The sequence below is a fragment of the Calothrix sp. FACHB-168 genome (assembly GCF_963889195.1).
Classification (GTDB): Bacteria; Cyanobacteriota; Cyanobacteriia; order Cyanobacteriales; family Nostocaceae; genus Aulosira; species Aulosira anomala_A.
The window spans coordinates 98,938-118,098 of sequence record NZ_CAWPNJ010000002.1; the positions used below are offsets into that span (position 1 = coordinate 98,938).

At 41.8% G+C, this 19,161-nt stretch carries 11 protein-coding genes; 2 read left to right on the top strand and 9 right to left on the bottom strand.

The features are described 5' to 3' along the window. Window positions 1-8: 8 nt before the first annotated feature. The 6 genes from AACW45_RS03400 to hpnI all read right to left on the bottom strand — a co-directional run bounded on the left by AACW45_RS03400 (window position 9) and on the right by hpnI (window position 9,511). Entirely contained in the window at window positions 9-353 is a 345-nt protein-coding gene (locus AACW45_RS03400) for a hypothetical protein (RefSeq protein WP_190631136.1), read from the bottom strand. 320 nt (window positions 354-673) lie between these two features. Continuing rightward, window positions 674-1,759, bottom strand: a complete 1,086-nt coding sequence (locus AACW45_RS03405; protein WP_190631138.1) for a hypothetical protein — start codon at window positions 1,757-1,759, stop codon at window positions 674-676. A 132-nt stretch (window positions 1,760-1,891) separates the two neighbouring features. Then, window positions 1,892-4,849 carry a virulence factor SrfB gene (locus AACW45_RS03410; protein WP_190631140.1) on the bottom strand — a complete coding sequence of 986 codons (2,958 nt, stop codon included), beginning with the start codon at window positions 4,847-4,849 and terminating at the stop codon, window positions 1,892-1,894. Window positions 4,850-4,998: 149 nt separating this feature from the next. Continuing rightward, window positions 4,999-7,527 (bottom strand): proteasome protein, encoded by a 2,529-nt coding sequence (locus AACW45_RS03415; RefSeq protein ID WP_190631142.1) that lies wholly within the window; start codon window positions 7,525-7,527, stop codon window positions 4,999-5,001. Window positions 7,528-8,180: 653 nt separating this feature from the next. Further along, the gene (locus AACW45_RS03420) at window positions 8,181-8,321 is read right to left on the bottom strand and encodes a hypothetical protein (RefSeq protein WP_190631144.1); all 141 of its coding nucleotides are present in this window, start codon (window positions 8,319-8,321) and stop codon (window positions 8,181-8,183) included. 41 nt (window positions 8,322-8,362) lie between these two features. Then, entirely contained in the window at window positions 8,363-9,511 is a 1,149-nt protein-coding gene (hpnI, locus tag AACW45_RS03425) for a bacteriohopanetetrol glucosamine biosynthesis glycosyltransferase HpnI (RefSeq protein ID WP_199331038.1), read from the bottom strand. Window positions 9,512-9,649: 138 nt separating this feature from the next. Between hpnI and AACW45_RS03430 the strand changes: the two genes are divergently transcribed. Then, window positions 9,650-11,272: a cyclic peptide export ABC transporter gene (locus AACW45_RS03430; protein ID WP_190631148.1), complete on the top strand. Its 1,623-nt coding sequence runs from the start codon at window positions 9,650-9,652 to the stop codon at window positions 11,270-11,272. A gap of 254 nt (window positions 11,273-11,526) precedes the next feature. Here AACW45_RS03430 and AACW45_RS03435 read toward each other — a convergent pair whose 3' ends face one another. Further along, complete coding sequence (locus tag AACW45_RS03435; RefSeq protein ID WP_190631150.1) at window positions 11,527-11,853, bottom strand: hypothetical protein; 327 nt, start codon at window positions 11,851-11,853, stop codon at window positions 11,527-11,529. A 622-nt stretch (window positions 11,854-12,475) separates the two neighbouring features. After that, window positions 12,476-13,213, bottom strand: a complete 738-nt coding sequence (locus tag AACW45_RS03440) for a 2-phosphosulfolactate phosphatase family protein (protein WP_190631152.1) — start codon at window positions 13,211-13,213, stop codon at window positions 12,476-12,478. 2,047 nt (window positions 13,214-15,260) lie between these two features. Between AACW45_RS03440 and AACW45_RS03445 the strand changes: the two genes are divergently transcribed. Continuing rightward, window positions 15,261-17,576 carry a CHAT domain-containing protein gene (locus AACW45_RS03445; protein WP_190631154.1) on the top strand — a complete coding sequence of 772 codons (2,316 nt, stop codon included), beginning with the start codon at window positions 15,261-15,263 and terminating at the stop codon, window positions 17,574-17,576. A 240-nt stretch (window positions 17,577-17,816) separates the two neighbouring features. On the opposite strand, the gene AACW45_RS03450 is transcribed toward AACW45_RS03445, so the two are convergent. Continuing rightward, a complete protein-coding gene (locus tag AACW45_RS03450; RefSeq protein ID WP_190631156.1) occupies window positions 17,817-18,989 on the bottom strand; it encodes a glycosyltransferase in 1,173 nt (390 codons plus the stop codon). Window positions 18,990-19,161: the final 172 nt, after the last annotated feature.

A 19,161-nucleotide genomic window follows, 5' to 3' on the forward strand; every position in this document is an offset into this window, starting at 1 on the left:
CCCTGTTTTTATTGCTTCTTAAATTGCGCTAATTCTTGAGAAGAAAGAACATCTTCTGCTACCCTCACAGGAAGATGTTCTGCATACTGACGGTTGTTTATAGGTTCGCGGAGATATAAGCTATAAAGACGCTCACCTTCTGCATTTTTGTCTTCTATTAAATAAACCTGTTTTGGTGCATAGCTTCGCAACAAACGCACTTGTAAACAGGTTTTTAAATCTCGTGAGGAGGTAGATAGGGGCGAATCTTCGCCAAATAATTCACAAGCCACTTTCCAAGCGTGATTAACCGCGACAATCTCCCTCACCATCTGCTCAACAGAGGGATTCCATGCATCAGTATTTTCATGCATAATTGCAGTTTTATTATTTACCTATTTTTCTACATACTTATTATTCCCAAATCTAAAGAATAATTTAATTTTTTTCTCAAAATATCGTTTTATTGAACGGAAAATAGGACTCAGGAGCTGATCTCAATACGCTGTGTAGGTTGGGCTTACTGTGTGAAAACCCAACAAACCCCCAAAAATGTTGGGTTTCGTTCCTCAACCCAACCTACTATTATCCTTAATTGAACCGTATTGGAGCTTGTGGAACAGCCTACGAAAAACTGAACTCTCTACGGCGTGTTCAGCAATTAGCGGTAAATTTAGGCGAAAATAAGCACAAATTACCTTGATGGGCGAAATATTACGCGCCCTGGCGATTCTTCTTGATTAATTCGCGCATAGACTCGCAGACAAGCTAAGACTTCCCCAGGATTACCGCCACAATCAAGTTGCAAGTCGTCTTTGGTTAAGGCGCAAATATCGGCGTAAAGTCCTGATAATTGGCGTATTCTGACATCATTACCTGCATTATTTGCGTTATCGACAAATTTTTTTAGCATTCGCCGTGATTCTTGTTGTAGTTTACCCCACCAGGAATAGCGATCGCTTGGTGGGATAAAGACTAAGGAATGGATGGCTTCATCTATGTCAATCCAAGCACGTAGAGTTAATAAGGCGTCAGTGTTTTCCACGGCTTTTTGGGTGCGTTGAAAGCGTTCTGTTAAGGCTTCAATATATTGATTTTGCTGTTCTGGTTTGGCGTGTAAGGAGACAATATCAAAGCTGAAAACGCTTTTTAAGGCATGATGTAAGTCTGGTTCTATTTCAATAAAATTAATACAAAAAAATAAATAACCTGCGAGTAAGTTTATATCTTTTGATTCGGTATTTTGTTTGGTTTGGGTATAAGATAACGCTTTTTGAGATAGGCTTAAACCTTTGGTTTGAATTGTACCGCTAAGTCCGGGGTAAATAATTTCGTCGCGGATGAAGGGTAAGGGGTAGAGGTTGGAAGTGTCTTCTACTGCACCAATTTCTTGGGCTAAAGTCAAGGCGCGTTGACGCCACGTTGCTGCTAGTTCTTCGGGAATTCGTAGGAGTTTACGTTGTATTTCGTTCCATAATTCTGCATCGGTTTGGCTTTGCAGTGGGTTATTTCCTAGATATAATTTGAGGTCTTTATCGGTGTCGAATTCTTGTTTAAGTTGGCTGAGTTTTAATTGATTATTGGGGGTGGGTTGGGGAGATTTGGGTTGTAATAATTTATGGATTTCTTGAAGTATTTCATCGCATAATTTAACGCCTGGATCTAGGGGATGTTCTGTTTGGGCTTGGTTTAATGTGGCGGCGATTCCGTGGAGGCTATAGCGTAATATTTGGGCTATTTGGGAGTTTTCTGTTTGTAAGAGTTGGCGTAGGTTTTCCATGAGTGTCGCCTCCAGGTTATTTATTTTTTATCGCCTACCAATTGGGTATTTAAAAACGAACCGCAAAGACGCGAAGAACGCTAAGGAAGAGGTTTTCTCTCTGCGTCTCTGCGCCTCTGCGTGAGGTAATTCTTAATGAATTCCGCAGAAGGGATCGCGTTCTTTATCTACTTCGTTGGGTTGCAGTTCTAATTCGGCGCGATAAACACATCCTGGTTGTTTGAGGCTTTCTTGGATGTTTGATGTCCAGTAAGGTACTTCACCAGCGTGCATTCTTAAAATACCTTTGTTGTCGAGGGTGACGCGATATTGGCAAGGGTAATCTGTGGTGACATCGGGTTTAGTTAATGCGCCGATACGTATCCATTTTTTTGTGTTGGTTTCTGCGTCTGTTTGTACTACATAAAATGTATGTTCTCCGTTTTTAGGGAAGGGTGGTAAGGGGTTACTAATTAATCCTTTTCCTGGTTCGGGTGAACCATCGCGGATGTAATGAAATTCTTGCAGGGATTTACTAATATCTTTGCCGGCTTCAAAGACTAAATGATAAGCGTCTGGTTGATCTACGGTGGCTGATTCGATGACGTTGATGGCTATATCGCCATCGTTTAAGTCTTTGTTGGGGCGTTCAACGGCTATATTCCATTTCAATTTACCATCAGCAAATAATGTAAATGTTTCTGAGGCGGCGGAGATGACGGAGGTGACATCAATACCGGGAACATCTATTAGGTAATGGGGGTTTCCTTGGCATAGTAAAACGCTAAATTGCAGGGTTTGATCGATTTCAAATTGAACTTTGATTTTTTTGAGAAAGTCGGGTTCTAAAAATCCAAGTTTCTCCATTAAGGTTTTACCGTCGAAGCTACCCCAAAGTCGTAAATCGCCGTCTTCGTAGTCTTGGCGATAAATAATGTTTGTTAATTGTATCCCTTGCCATTCTGTGCGGACTTTGGCGACGTTTTCATCTGCTGCTAGTTGATAAAGTTCTTGTCCGGCTTTAAATATTGTTAGGAGTTCGTTGCTTTGGGTTTTGCGTTTGAAGTTGCAAGGTAAGTAATAAAACAGGTTTTTGACATCAATTTCTAGTTGATTTGCCCCTTTACGAAGTAATCCTTTTGACTCTTCGGGGTCGAATCTCAATCTACGTAGTTTCTCGGCGTAGCAAGCACCGGCTGAGGTGGCTAGTTTGGTAAATTCTAATACAAAGGTGATGCGTTCGGGGTTCCAGACGAAGTAGGGAGATTTGCTAAATTCTTGGTAGATGGAGCGCTGTACGAGGTCGAGGCTGCAAGTTTTACCGGATAAAATTAGCCAGTCTACTTTGTGGGTATTCCAGGGGTCTATGGTGCTATCCTGGGGACGGAGGCGGCTATCCATGAGTCCTTGGGCAATACCGATCGCTTCTTTGATGGCTGATGATGCGGCGCGATCGAATTGTTGGCTATCGATGGTGACGCAGATACTACTGGGGTCTTTTACTTGGTATCTAATAGCACTTTGGTTGAGTAGTTCGGAAATCTGCTGTTCGGAGAGGGTAAAGGTGATGGGTGAAGCGTCTGCTGGCTTTTGTCCGAGTTTGATTTTGGCAGCTTCGGCATGATCCCACAATGTATAAAATGTTTGTAGGCGTTGGGGTGCTTGTTGCCAGCGAGTAGGTAAAACTTTTTCGGCTGTATCTAAAGCGTCTTTATAAGCGGCGTCGCCTTCGGGGTTTTCTTTATCTAAGCATTTCAAAATACTACCGCTTTTGAATTGTCCGTTTTCGAGAAAGCGTTCGTTTAATTCGGAGTTGATTAAGTCTTCTAGCTTGTCGCTTTCTAAATTTCCGGTGGAAACTGCTGTTAATAAAAAATCAGCGATCGCAATTTTTAACAGCCTAAATATTCTCAGGGTAATTAATTCGCCGCCAAGCTGTAAATGTCCCGATGAACCTAATAGTTTGGGGGTGAGTTTATAGTAACGTCCGCCTAAACCTCTGTCTTCATTATCGGCAAAGAATGGGGTTTTATCTTCTAAAGTAAGTTCAATTAAAGCTAAGTCTGTAGTTCCCCCACCAATATCTAAAACTAAAACATTTTGTGACCATTTATTTCCGACTTGACGACAGCGAGTTTTAAAAGATTCAATCCCAATATTCAGATTCCCGCCAAATTCTCGCCAGAGGAAAAATATCGCTACAGAAACGGCTTCATCATAAGCGGTTTGGACATCATCAATTCCTAATTTTTCAACTAATTCTTTAACTTCTTTGCGCACTACAGGCGGCGCAACGGTGGGATAGGTAACAACGGCGGAAAGGAAATCCCCTTCAGAAAATCTGCGTCTGGCGCGTTTGCGATAGTCTTCGGTTAATTCAATTAAATGTCCCCAAGCTGCTTGTACTAATTGGTTTACATTAATTGTTTCTTCTGTGTCATCTAAGATAACGGGAAAGGAACGATCCTGTCCAAAATAGCGTTTGGGGGAGTGATGAAAGCGGCTGATAATTTCCTTTAAAGCGCTGCTAGTTCCTTGGGCGATCGCTTTTTTTCTATTATCGCTGGCTTCTCTCCCCATCTTCAGTTTTAAAGCGGCTAATTTAGCGATTTCTAACTCGCTTTTAATTTCGGTGCTGCGCCTATCGATATCTAAAACAACGGGGATGAGATTTTGCGATTCGAGAGTAGGAACCCGGAAGACTTCATGATATATCTGATAAAGCTTTTTACTTACAGCACGCCGAAAGCGATCGCTTGTTCCTAAGCATAGTTCAATTTGGCGCAGTGCTTCTAAAAATCGTTCCCGGTTATCGCTGGCAAACACTTCGCTTAAGCGGCTGGGTTCTATTTCGAGGTTTTTACTGATGTCAGCAATAAACTTTTCCCAGTCGCTAGCACTGACATCTGGTAAAGCATCTGTAGCGGGAGAACTTAACCATTGTGCCATGCGATCGCGCAATCGCATTTCTTGTTCTTTGGGTAATACTTCGGCAATCGGTACTTCAATGGGATCGAAAAGTGTGACTGTAGAATTGGATGTGCCAAAGTCTAAAGCAAACCATCCGGGGAATCTTTTTTGTTGTTGGTTATTGGTTTGGGAGGAGTTCATGGTGTTGAAGGGTTATTTTTTTTTACGCAAAGGGGCGCAAAGGTTGGCGCGGAGGTTCGCAAAGTTTTTTCTCTGTGTTACGCCAGTTGCTACAACGGGGGAAACCCCCGCAACGCACTGGCTTCTCTGCGTCTCTGCGGTTCATTTTCCTAATAATCAATTTCAGAAACATCGGACAGAATTTGTAACCAAGTAGGAATTGCTAACTGTGAGGATTCACCAGCAGCTAAATACCTCAGCAATTCTTCCTTCTTAGAAAGATTTTGCAAACTGGGAATAATTTGATCCAAAACTCCAGCTAATTCCCCATTTACTTGCTGATTAACTTCACTCACATATTGCACTAAATGCAGACTCGCACTAGCAGTAATTTCATCCCGCAAGCGCAATACAAAAAGCTGATGATTGTTCGATTTGGTTAAACCATTCCTTTCAGGTGCCCAATCAAATATTTGCCCTACATTATGTTTTTCGTCTTGATGCGCCAAGGGAAAGATGACTTCAGCAGCAATATTTTTTTCTCTATTTTCAATTTCCGAAATAATCGCTTCTTGCCATTTATTTGGATCGCAACCTAACAGCAGTTTATAAAATAACTCTGCTTCCTCAATACCAAATTTCGCTTCTATTTCGGCTTCTATCTCTGGGTTAAGATTTGCTTGTAAATAATCCCGTTCTTTGGCGACAATATTTGATAACTTACTCAATAAATCTCCAATGGCTTGACGAATGCGATCGCGGGCGAATTCTTCTACTTCTTGAACTGTCTTAGCAAAGGTGGGGTAAAAATCATCGCTTTTGGTAGGAATCGCTGTATTTACTCTATTTCCTCTATCAAATAATTTCCCGGCTGCACCTTTGGATTCAGTTAAGGAAATTGTGCCGTTGTTAGCTTTATTAAATAGTAAAGTCCATTGATTCCAATTGAGAATACGGTATGTTAGCTCATCTTTAACAACATCGCTAACACCAATTCCCCTTCTATCTTTCAGTGGTTCCTTACCTAAATCTTTCTGGAAATTTCTGTAGGTTTTATCTAAATTTTCAATTGCTGCTCGTAATTCTAGCAAAGCTGGACTATCGGCTGTAGGCATACCTTGTTCTTGCATTTCATCCAGGATATTTTTTAAATTATCCTGTTGTAGACGCACGTTATCAGCAGCCCTTTTGGTATCTTCATGAAGTTGCTTTAAACCGTGATTAGCTACGTGTTTTTGAATCAATTCGCGCAGCTTACTAATCCCCCCATCTTGAGCAAAGTAGCCTAATTGTCTACCTAAATAATTACGTGCATCGGTTGCTAATAAATTCTCGCTTAACTGTCCCCATTTATCTTGTAAGCGCTTGGAACGGTCTAAATAATCGGGATAATCGAGATTAGCTAGAAATTCCGGCGAACCTGCTTTCACCGAAGTGGAACGTTTCGCTAAATCTGCTAGCCCTAAAAGTGGTGATAGTAAAACAATTCTATCTTTTTGGCTGGTAAATGCGTTAGCAGCATCAAGGGTAGTTTGCAGAACTTTGAGCTTTTGAAAAACCTGGCTTTCACGTAAAGGATTATCGATGCTATCTTGAATTAATTGGTCTAATTCTCTTTCTCCCCCTTCACTATCTAGAGGTAGTTGATCGAAGCGTCCCACACCTACTAAAATTAAATCTTTTAAGTCTTGTCCCGGACGCTGTTGTTGCATCATGGTAAAGATTTTATTAGCGCGATCGCTTCCTGGGGATTTACCATTTAACAACACTAAAATTGTCTGTACTTCCGCTAATTCGCGCAATGATAAAAAGGTATCTCTAGCGCCAGAATTCGCCGCACCTAATCCAGGAAAGTCAAGTAATATAAATTCCGATGCACCATTTACATCCCAAATTTCCCGCGAGATTTTCACATCAATATCTACACGGCGAATTAGGGGGAAACTATTCTGTAATAACTTGGCTGGTAATCTTTGCGGGGGACTGGGTAACTTGATATGTGCTGGCGGTAAATCGTCAAAGCTAATGGTTTGAATCGCCATTGGTTGCTCGACCAGCTTTAATCCTTCCCTGGCGGTGGTAGCATCAATTTGATAGGAACCACCACACATGACTTCGCCGTAGGCTTGGTAAGCGCGAACAAAAATGACTAATTCACGCAAAATGTAACGCAACTCTAAATTATTGCTATTTTTCCAGGTTTCCTCGCACCAATTGAGAATATCCTTTGGTTCCTTCAGCTTAGTCACCAGCGCAGGTAAAAGTCCAGCCGCTACTGTGCGCCGATTTGCTTCCCCAATCATGAACCGCAGACAATCATTCACTCCTTCATGGGAAAGATACTCAACTGTAAAGTTGCCCAACTGTGTAGTGGCAAACCCATCCTGGGGTATGATGTGAATCGCTGTAACATTGCCCGTCGTAGGATTTTCGCTCACTGGTAAAGCATCAGCGTAGCCAATCAAGCTGCCTAACAGCAAAGTTTTCCCGCTACTAAATTCACCCATCACCCCGATTTTCACTGGTGAAGTAGCAAGTTCTACTGTTTTCTCCGCAGCTTCCCGGAGGCGAAACAGACTCTCATCAAGACTAGCTGGTACCCAATCTTCTTGCTTGGAGGGATATTCAGGCACAGAGTCCAATTTCTGGAGGATGAATTCGCCATATTTTTTATAACGCTCCAGTTGTTCTGTTTCCATAGAGTATTTTTTGCTCTAAGATAAATTGCTGTGAGTTTTATAACACAAAAAACCTGACCTTCGCCGTAGGTAAATTTCAACTCACCACAGGTAGCGATCGCCACGAAACCCGCTCATGCTTGCCAACGTCAATAAAAAAATTAACTATTTTTTAATAAAAAGATTTGTCTTAATAAACTATAAAATTGTGCTTTTTGTTAATGATTTTCTGGATAACATATCAGATAATTAAACTCCAGCATTCTCAAAAATTAAGTGCATCTCACATAACTGCTTAATAGTGGCATAAAAGGCAGAAAGCATAGATTAAGGTGCTGCATAGAGATTGATTTGGCAAACATGATTGGTGAGTTTCGCGATCGCTCTTAGCGCAGAAGAGTGCGATCGCGATTATTTATGTTTGTCATTAGAGACGCGATTAATCGCAAGAGACGCGATGAATCGCGTCTGTACAATTGTCGTCTCCCTTGTCCCCCAATGAGGGGAGTAAACCCTCTCCACAGCCATAGTTTTCCGTGTGAAAATCAGTTTCTACATATTTATACGGAGTCGAAGATTCCTCAAACCCCTGGCTGTCATGTATTCCATGCGGTGAATACTGGTTTACCAGTTGGGATTTATGAATCTTTGACAGATTCTTTACGTAAACTTAACTAAACTTTATTGAAAAAATAACCAGAAAGCTGTTTACTGAATAGTAATTCACTTTTTGCTGCAACATTTGAACCCCTCAAACACCCTGTTCTGCAGGCATTGAGGGGATTCTTTATTATGGGGCATGGGGCATTGGGCATGGGGCATGGGGCATGGGGCATTGATTATTTCGCCCTTGTCTCTAGTCGGCGTTTTCTTGCAAAACTAACTTGCCTCCTGGAATTAGCTGCAATTGTTGACCTCGCCAGGTAATAGCTTTACCAAAAAAGCCATAACACCAAATTGCAAAATGCATGAAATCACGGACAGGGATTAGCCAAAAATATTGTTTGGTAACGGGATCTTTGAATACGCTAACGCCAATTACCCAAGCCATAATTAAGCGTAATATCCAAGTAATAACTAAGCTAGTCCAACCTAAGATTGAGCCTTTTGTCACTAACAATAAAAGTAAACTGGTAACTGTTCCATAGGTAAATAGCAATCCTAAATAACCCCAAGGACGAGAAACCCAAATACAACGCAGCCAACGGATTTGGCGTTGAATGACATCTGCTAGGGTACTTTCATCTAAAATATGGTCAACTATATAGTTAGACAAAAAGACGCGATAACCGGCTTGAGCAGGTAAATAGCCGAGTTGAAAGTCATCTGCGAGATAATCTGCGATCGCATTAAATCCACCAATTGCTTCTAAGGCTGATTTGCGGATAACGATGGTAGAACCAAAAGCAAATTTTATCTCTTCTAATTGATTGCTGACTAACACCCCCGGATGAAAGCTGGTAGAAATTCCCAGCGCTTCAAAAGAGGTTACCCATCCTTGAGCTAAGGAACGATATAAACAGGTAACTACACCTACCTTTTCATCTTGTAATGGCTGGACGATGCGTTGTAAATAATCTTTACCGACGCGAATATCACTGTCAGCGATGAGGAGAATTTCGTATTTAGCTGCTGTAACAGCATTAGCGAGATTACTCACTTTTAGGTTAGCGCCAATAATGCGATCGCTCACCACAAGCTGAATATCTACATTGGGAAACTGCTGGATTAATTTATCAATAATAGCGATCGCTGGATCTTCGCGATCGCGTACCGCAAAGATAATTTGGTATGCTGGGTAATCTTGCTGACAAAATGAAGCTAAGTTTTCCTCAGCGTCGCGATCCACACCACATATCGGTTTGAGAATCGTCACCGGGGGAAGGAATTCCGGATTTATAGTGCGGGGTTGGGTAAAAAAGGCGATCGCTGCATATATGCTGTAACAGTAGAAACAGATAGCCGCTAGACACAGTATTAACAGCAACCACTCAATGACTAACATCATGCTCACTTTGGTAAATATCTGCTGGACTCAAACGCTGATAAATCCTACTTATACAATGAGATAATAAGACTAAAGCTCATAGTTATTCCTGTCCCCTAGACGAGCGCATCCGATAAAATTGCTCATTACATCTTCATGAATCTGATTTACTTTCTTTTACGTTCAGCATGGGGGATGGTAGCGATCGCGATCGTTACCGGATTCCTGAGTGGTGGTAGCAGTGCGGGGCTAATTGCGCTCATTAGTTCAGCCGCAAATCCTAGCAACCAGTCACCCCTGACATCGATTGCTTGGGGCTTTGTCGGATTAGTCATAGTTGCATTAATTACCAGCATCATCTCCCAAGTGATGCTAGTTCGCCTCTCCCAAAACGCCATCTTACAATTACGGATGGGTTTAAGTAATCAAATCCTCGCTTCTGAGTTAAGTCATCTAGAACACTTAGGTAATCCCCGCATCTTAGCCACCCTCACCGAAGATGTTCAAGCTGTCGCTAATGCTGTGTATTTAATTCCCTTTCTCTGCATTGATTTAGCGATGGTTGCTGGTTGCTTGGTGTATATAACTTGGCTTTCTTGGTTGGTATTTTTGCTAGTTGTCATCTTAATGGTAGTCGCTCTAGGTAGCTGTAATTTGTTGTTACGCGGTGGGGGAGAATTACTAGCTCAAGCGCGAGACGATCAAGATGTATTATTTCAGCATTTTCGCACAGTTACCGAAGGGATTAAAGAATTAAAACTTAATTATCAACGCCGTCAAAGTTTCTTAGAAAATCAACTTAAATCAACGGCTGTTAGATACAGAAATCATAATGTTAAAGGCTTAACTTTATTCGCCGTCACTACCAGTTGGGGTAGATTTATCTTTTTTTTCGCGGTGGGTTTTCTGTTATTCGCCTTACCCAATTTAATTACTATTAGTCCCCATACACTTTCTGGCTTCATCTTGACATTTACTTATTTGATGTTGCCAATGGACAATATAGTTAATAACCTACCGCAAATTATCCGCGCTAATGTTTCTTTTCAAAAGATAGAATCATTAGGTTTAGCTCTGGCTAGTAAAGAAGAAACTTCTACAGTACCGCCAAATATTAACCCGATTTGGCAGAGTTTACAACTCAAGGGTATTACTCACACTTATTACAGAGAGCAAGAAGATAATAGCTTTATTCTTGGCCCTATTGATTTGACATTATATCCGCAAGAAATAATATTTATTGTTGGTGGAAATGGTAGCGGGAAATCGACTTTAGCTAAACTAATTACTGGGTTATATATCCCTGAAAAAGGAGATATTTATTGGGATAAAGAGCTAATTACAGACAGTAATCGCGAATGGTATCGCCAACATTTTTCTGTGGTGTTTTCTGATTTCTATCTATTTGAGGAACTTTTAGGTTTAGAAAATGCTGATTTAGATAATAAAGCCCAAAAGTACCTCAAACAACTCCAGCTAGAGCATAAAGTCAAAATTGAAAATGGTAAACTTTCTACTACTGCGCTTTCTCAAGGACAGCGTAAAAGATTGGCTTTACTCACAGCGTATTTAGAAGATAGACCGATTTATCTATTTGATGAATGGGCAGCAGATCAAGACCCTATTTTCAAAGATATATTTTACACCCAATTATTAGCAGAATTGAAAAAGCAAGGTAAAACAATCATAGTCATTAGCCACGACGATCGCTATTTTCATTTAGCAGACCGAATAGTTAAATTAGACTACGGTAAAGTTGAGTATGAAAATAGTCAGTAGTCAGTAGTCAGTAGTCATTTGTCATTTGTCATTTGTAAAAATGTAGGTTGGGTTGAGGAACGAAACCCAACAAACCGATGGAAATGTTGGGTTTCACTTCGTTCAACCCAACCTACTAGCGCAGCAAGTCTAAAATGTTGGGTTCAAACCATCTAGAAAATGGATAAACAATAAACATAGTCTATGATTACTCAACCCAATAAATTAGGCTTGCCGCGCTACTACAATTATCTTTAACTGAACCGTATTAGGCTTTAATTGGGTTGCGGCTGCGAATTATTTCTGACTGGATTATTTTCTTTAATTGGCTGTAGAGGATCAACCTTGAGAACGGGTTCATCATTAGAAACTTGTCTTTGTCTGAGAAGTTCAATTTCTCGTTCCATTAATTCTTGTCCTTGGCGGAAAAAGTCTTGAGAACTATGGGGAACTAAATCACGAGATAACTGTTGAGTTTGTGCAGGAGTCAAGCTAGGTAGCTGTTGTTGCGCATTCACAGCAGTGTTTCCCAACATAAATAAAGCAGTGGAGAAACCAAACACTGTAGTTTTAATGTAACGAGAACATCTGAGTAACAACATGGTTTATACCTCTCTTGCTGCTTTTAACTACTAGAAAGGTACAACAATTAATTTGCTCATTACCTCCTACAAATGGGTTAATTATTTTCAGTCAAAAGCTTGATATCAAGCACATCTATAATGTTACGCAGCAATTAAGAGTAGTATAGGAATCCGATTTGATTTCTGAAAAAATATATGTATTTGTAGGGTGTGTTATCGCGTAGCGTAACGCACCAAAGCCTTCGGACGGTGCGTTATGCCGGAGGCATAACGCACCCTACGTATATTTCAAAAATCAAATATGAGTCCTATATATATAGATTGCATTACAGCAAAGCCCGTAACCTCAGCATTAACACACCATACAAATTTATACTAATTCAAATATTATTTGCGATATATCAATATATTCTTAGAGGGCAAGGCATTGCCTTGCCCCTACAATTTGTTGCATTCTTGTTTCAAATTGGTATTATATTTATGCATCAAAATATATTGAATTTTGAGCTTTGACTCAATTAACAATTAACAGTCAACCGTCAACCGTCAACCGTCAACCGTCAACCGTCAACAAAAAAATAAAGAGACATTGGCGGCAATGTCCCTTTATTTCATAATTTGCTATAGGCTTTTGTAATAATTAATGGTGGCGTTTGAGAACACCAACTTCTTGCTGTATGGGTAATACATCTAAAATATCGGTTTGGGAACAATATTTTAGATCTTCATCACATTCTAGACGCAGCAGACGTTTGCCGTGACTGGCTTGGTGTAAGAGTCCTAACAAGTTATCTTGCCATTGAGTGTAGAGCGCGATCGCACTAATCACTTCATCATTACCAGCTATTTCCTCCGGTGATAACTGAGTTTGTTGCACAATACTATGCGCGATCGCACCTGCACATACAGTATCTTCTAAAGAAAAACTGCCTTCCCAACCTGAACCAACAATCCAGACAGTCTCTGGTTGCTTTTCTAGCAGAAATTGAACTACCGCAGCACGGTTGATTAAAGCAGCTGCTAAAACAGTAGGCGCATCTTGTATCCGCTTTAAGGCACGAGTGCCATTGGTGGTACTAATAAATAAGCGCCGTCCTTCTACAAGTTCTGGGGTGCAATCTAGGGGAGAATTACCCAATTCAAAACCAGCTACTTTTCCGCCTCCGCGTTCTCCAGCTCTTAGCCGTTTTACTGGGGGCCATTTTTCACTGACTTCCATGAGTTGATCTAAATCGCTGAACACTTGTACAGCTTCGCCCCCAGCCGCCAAAACTGTGGCCATTGTGCTAGTAGCCCGCAGAACATCAACTGCGATCGCACATTCTGGGGCTTGATCGGTTGGAGTCAATTCCGGGGTATGGTAAACGAATAGCTTCACGTTATAGATAAGCCTGATTAATGCTGTCGAGAAACATTTTAACCAGTTGATGACATATAAAGTAAGTAAGAATTCTCAAAGGTTAAAACAGAGGATGCTCTATGGTTTGGGCATGGGGCATGGGGGAGGCAGTGCGTTGCGGGGGTTCCCCCCGTTGTAGCAACTGCCGTCATGGGGCATGGGGCGTTAGGGAACTCTAAAAAATAAATTATGCCAAATTGTAGGGGCGGGGTTACCCCCATACGTGTCAACTTAAGTATCTCTAGCTTACCCAACAGACCGCCCACAGGCTGTAAGCCTGGGGCTAACGTTACAAAGCCCACCTGGGTGGGCTAGATTTTCTTAGCCCACGCAGGTAAGCTCATGTTCAATTAGCCGCACCCTTCGAGGGTGACGGCGGTTTATTGGGTAAGCGAGGGGTTGGGGATGAGGACAAAACCTTATCAACCAAAAGGGTTTCACGTTACAGCAGTTTTCATGCATTTGAACCACAATCGTAGTAGGGGCACGGCATCCACAATCTTCTCATATATACAATAATCTTACTGGTGCCGTGCCCCTACAGTGTGGTCTATTTACCTGAAAATTGCTGTAATTTGACACCTATGGGTAACCCCGCCCTTACAAGGGACTTCCAATTTTTTAAATACCCAATAAATAAATTTGTAGTGCGTTCGCGTAGCGTGTCCGAAGGACAAACGTCTCGCTCGCTGGTGTTCAAAAGCGAGCAAGACTTCGGCGTGAGCGCTCAGTCGAACGCTGCTCGCACTACGAAATATGGGTAATTTATTTTTTGGAAGTCCCCAAGTTGCAGGTTTGGTAAGTTCTAGATCGCAATATTTTTATTTGGAAGTCCCTTAATGAGGCTTTTTTTCTCGTCGTTGAGTCTTTGAGACTGGTTAATGAGTCTTTGATACTCGTCAGCGAGTCTTGAATACTCGTCGTTGAGTCTTTGATACTGGTTAACGAGTCTTTGATACTGGTTAACGAGTCTTTGATACTGATTAATGAGTCTTTGATACTGGTTAATCAGTCTTTGATACTGGTTAACGAGTCTTTGAGACTGGTTAATGAGTCTTTGAGACTGGTTAATGAGTCTTTGAGACTGATTAATGAGTCTTTAATACTCGTGAATGAATTAGAACTTATGCCAATTTATACCAACAATTAGATAAACCCGTAGGGGAAAGGCACTGCCTTGCCCCAAAAAATGATTTAGGTATCGCCAAGATTATTTAAATTGATACAACGACTTCACAATTTGTAATCCTTGGGTAGAGCATCAGCCAAAGTCAACAAAGCCGCAAATACAAGCAGTAGAGTTTTAGCATTGCCTTGACCTGAAAATGATTTAGGTATCCCTAACCTTATTTGATACCAATTTAAATAATGTTGGCGGCGTGTTGATATATTCTAGAGGGCATGGCAGTGCCAATGCCCCTACCTGTTGCATGATTTTTTATATTGGTATGAATTGGTACCACACATTCACTATTCTTTGAATTACGAATTAGATAGACGCAAGCCTTCCCCCAGGGAATTACGAACTTGTACTGAGCTTGTCGAAGTATTACGAATTAGTTTGGCATTACCCACCTGTGTCAACTTAATGTGAAACCCGCTTTGTGCAAAAGTTTTACCCTCACCCCCAGCCCCTCTCCCTCTCAGAGAGGGGAGCAAGAGATTCAATTCCCCTTCTCCCTGGGGGAGAAGGGGTTAGGGGATGAGGGCGAGGGATTTGTACAACACGCGCCGTGATAGCTTTTAGCTTAAGTTGACAGGTATGGTGCAAGGCAAACCCCTACGGTTTATGGGAATTTTTTGATGTAATTGGCAATTTAGTGAATTTCTTCCCCTAAAAACTGCATAACCCCCACCCTGCTCAGAGCTATATAACAATAAGCCAGCAAATAACGCTGGTGTTGCAGTTAAATTATGCAAAATTTAGCCAAATTCACCAACTATTTAGCATATTCCTTGACAAAACAGCTTAACTTAATTACTTAACCCCATACTTCCCCACCCAATCTTAATTTCATCATTCCCTATGCGCTTTCCTAACCTTGGTCTAAGTTTCCTCGCCCTAGTTATCGCCACAGCTTCCACGCCAATAACTTTCAGCCTTTTTGCCTCACCGGGAGAGTTACGAGTACTGGCGCAAACATCAACCGACCGCAAAGCCGAAGCAGATAGATTGTTACAGCAAGGTATTAAGCAATATCAAATCAGTCAATTTGAAGCCGCATTACAGTCTTGGCAACAAGCATTGATTATCTATCGCCAAATCAAAGACCGTAAAGGTGAGGGAAATGCTCTGGGCAATCTGGGAGTTGCTTACGATGTACTAGGAGACTACACCAAAGCCATTGACTACCACTCAAAAAGTTTGGCGATCGCTAGGGAAATCAAAGACCGTAAAGGGGAGGGAAAATCTCTGGGCAATCTGGGAATTGCTTACTATGTACTAGGAGACTATACCAAAGCCATTGACTACCACCAGCAGAGATTGGCGATCGCTAGGGAAATCAAAGACCGTAATGGTGAGGGACAATCTCTGGGCAATCTGGGAAATGCTTACCGTGCATTGGGAGACTACACCAAAGCCATTGACTACCAGCAGCAGAGTTTGGCGATCGCTAGGGAAATCAAAGACCGTAATGGTGAGGGAAAATCTCTGGGCAATCTGGGAAATGCTTACTATGCACTAGGAGACTACACCAAAGCCATTGACTACCAGCAGCAGAGTTTGGCGATCGCTCTTGAAATCAAAGACCGTAATGGTGAGGGAAATGCTCTGGGCAATCTGGGAAATGCTTACCATGCACTGGGAGACTACACCAAAGCCATTGACTACCTCCAACAGACATTGGCGATCGCTAGGGAAATCAAAGACCGTTTAGGTGAATGGCTGTCTCTAAACAATCTGGGATTAGCTTACCAAAAATCTGGCAAACTCCCAGAAGCTGAAAAAATCCTGCTTGCTGGTATTGAAGTATTAAAATCTATCCGAGGAGACTTGGGTAACAACGATGCTTATAAAATCTCAATTTTTGAACAACAAGCTCGCACCTACCGTCTATTGCAACTAGTGCTGATTGCTCAGAATAAAATCAACGATGCACTCTTAATCTCCGAGCAAGGACGTAGTAGGGCGCTGGTGGATTTGTTAAATTCACGTTTGTCTGGTAAAAATGCCCTTACAAATGTAGAACCCACATTATCCCTGCTGCAACAAATCGCCAAACAACAAAAGGCGACACTTGTTGAATATTCAATTATTACTGATGATGTCAAAGTTCAGGGTAAACAAGAAACAAAAGAATCAGAACTCTACATTTGGGTAATCAAACCTACAGGTGAAGTTACTTTCCGCAAAGCTGACCTTAAACCTTTATGGCAAAAAGATAATACAACTTTAGATGAATTAGTCACCAACAGCCGCGAGTCAATCGGTGTCAGAGGTCGTGGCGGTATTGGCGTAAGTTACAACCCCAATCCAACTAAAGTTAAACAGCGCTTTCAAAAGCTGCACGAATTACTCATTAATCCCATTGCTGACTTACTACCAAAAAATCCTAATGAGCGAGTTACATTTATACCCCAATCATCTTTATTCCTTGTTCCCTTCGCCGCTTTACAAGATGAGCAAGGTAAATATTTAATTGAAAAACACACTATCCTCACTGCCCCAGCAATTCAAGTTTTAGATTTAACTCACAAACAACGGCAGAAAGTTTCCGGTAATCAAGCCCTAGTTATGGGTAATCCTATCATGCCCAGCGTTCCCCCCAACGTTGGCGCAGCACCGCAACAATTACCAGACTTACCAGGTGCAGAAACGGAAGCTAAAGAAATAGCGCAAATTTTCAACACCAAAGCTATTACAGGTAAAGACGCAACCAAAGCCGCTTTTGTGCAAAGATTACCCCAAGCGAGATTTATTCATCTAGCTACCCACGGCTTACTCGATGATTTTAAAGGTTTGGGTGTCCCTGGTGCTGTGGCTCTTGCCCCTGATGGTAAAGATAATGGCTTGCTCACTGCAAATGAAATTTTAGATTTAAAAATTAACGCCGAATTAGTTGTATTAAGTGCTTGCGATACAGGACAAGGTAAACTCACAGGCGATGGTGTCATTGGCTTATCTCGCGCGTTAATTTCTGCCGGTGCGCCCAGTGTAATTGTTACATTATGGTCAATTCCCGATAGCCCTTCGGCATTATTAATGGGGGAATTTTACCGCCAGTTACAGAAGAATCCAGATAAAGCTTGGGCTTTGCGTCAAGCGATGTTGACAACGATGAAACAGCATCCAAATCCTAGCGCTTGGGCAGCGTTTACTTTAATTGGCGAGGCGAAATAAACCACATCTATTTTGAGAACCATAGTTTTCCAAAGTAGTGGGAGCATCTTGCTCCCTTCCTGGTAGTAGCGGGCAAGACTTCGGCGTGAGCGCTCAGTCGAACGCTGCCCGCACTACTCCAGGTTTCAAAATGGACAAGGTTTAATACCAATTTAAATAATGTTGGCGGCGCGTTGATGTATTCTAGAGGGCATGGCAGTGCCAATGCCCCTACCGTATTCATATCATGAGGCAATTCCTTCACCCTGGATAAACGCGCCCTTTCCACGCACCACCGCGCCCTTGCCAATGGCGAATAGCAGAATCTACAGTCATGAGGGTATAAAGAAAAGCGATCGCAGGTAAACAAAAGGTGAGCCAAGACGGACATTTATAAAAGCGGATAGTTGGATAATAAGCTACAGACATTAATAACCAAGCTGATAAACCTAAAAGAGCGATCGCCCAATTTAAGGTTAATAAACCGAAAATAGTTGTCAATGGTGGGATTAAATAAATCAAAGTCATCGCCAAGACTGTACCAACTAACAGCACAGGCGAATAATTCAGTTGAGTGTAAGCAGTACGCGCTACCATCTGCCAAATCGTCTCTAAATTGGGATAAGGACGCAAACTTCGAGTTAAAGCACTCAACCCTAACCAAATTCTCCCTTCCCTTTGTCCTCCATATCCCTTCACCGCTTTCGCCAAAGCACAATCATCAATTAAAGCTTGCTTAATCGCCCCAATTCCACCAATTTTTTCTAAAGCTGCTGTACGAATTAAAATAGAACCCCCAGCCGCCGCAGCTGTGGGATTTTTCGGGTTATTCACCCAGCGAAAAGGATAAAGTTTTTGAAAGAAAAATACAAAAGCTGGTATTAAAAGTTGTTCCCAAAAGCTTTGACATCTGAGGCGCACCATCACCGAAACCATGTCTAAATCTTCCTGTTCGGCTTTAGCAACTAATCGGCGGAGACTGCTGACATCATGCTCAATATCTGCATCTGTGAGTAAAAAATAGTCTGGTGCAAAATCAGTCGCTAATTGAATACCTTGTTCTACCGCCCAAAGTTTACCACTCCAGCCAGGAGGCAAGGATTTACCAGAGATAATATGTAATTGATTGGGTTTATTTAAAGCATAGGCTACACCTTGGGCAAAGTCTGCTGTACCGTCATTACTGCGATCGTCCACCAAAAACACGTTCAAATCCCCAGGGTAGTCTTGCAAAAGCAGCGATCGCAAACTAATAGGTAGTAAATCAGCTTCATTACGCGCCGGAATGACTGCACAAATCCTGGGTAAAGATGACAAAGGAATTTCTGCAACTTCTAATTGGCGATCGCACCGCCAAAACTGTCCGCGTAAAGTCAGTAATCCTATCCAAATCACCAAAGAAAACACTGTTAACACTAATACAACTGCTGCCATGAGCTGTCGCCTATTCTCAATATCTCAGTGAGAATACTACAGCATATTTCAGGGGCATGGGGCATGGGGCATCCCTTCGACTTCGCTCAGGGCGAGTGGGCATTGGGCATTGGGCATTGGGCATTGGGCATTGGGCATTTGTCTTCCTTATCCTCCTTGTCCCCCTTGTCCC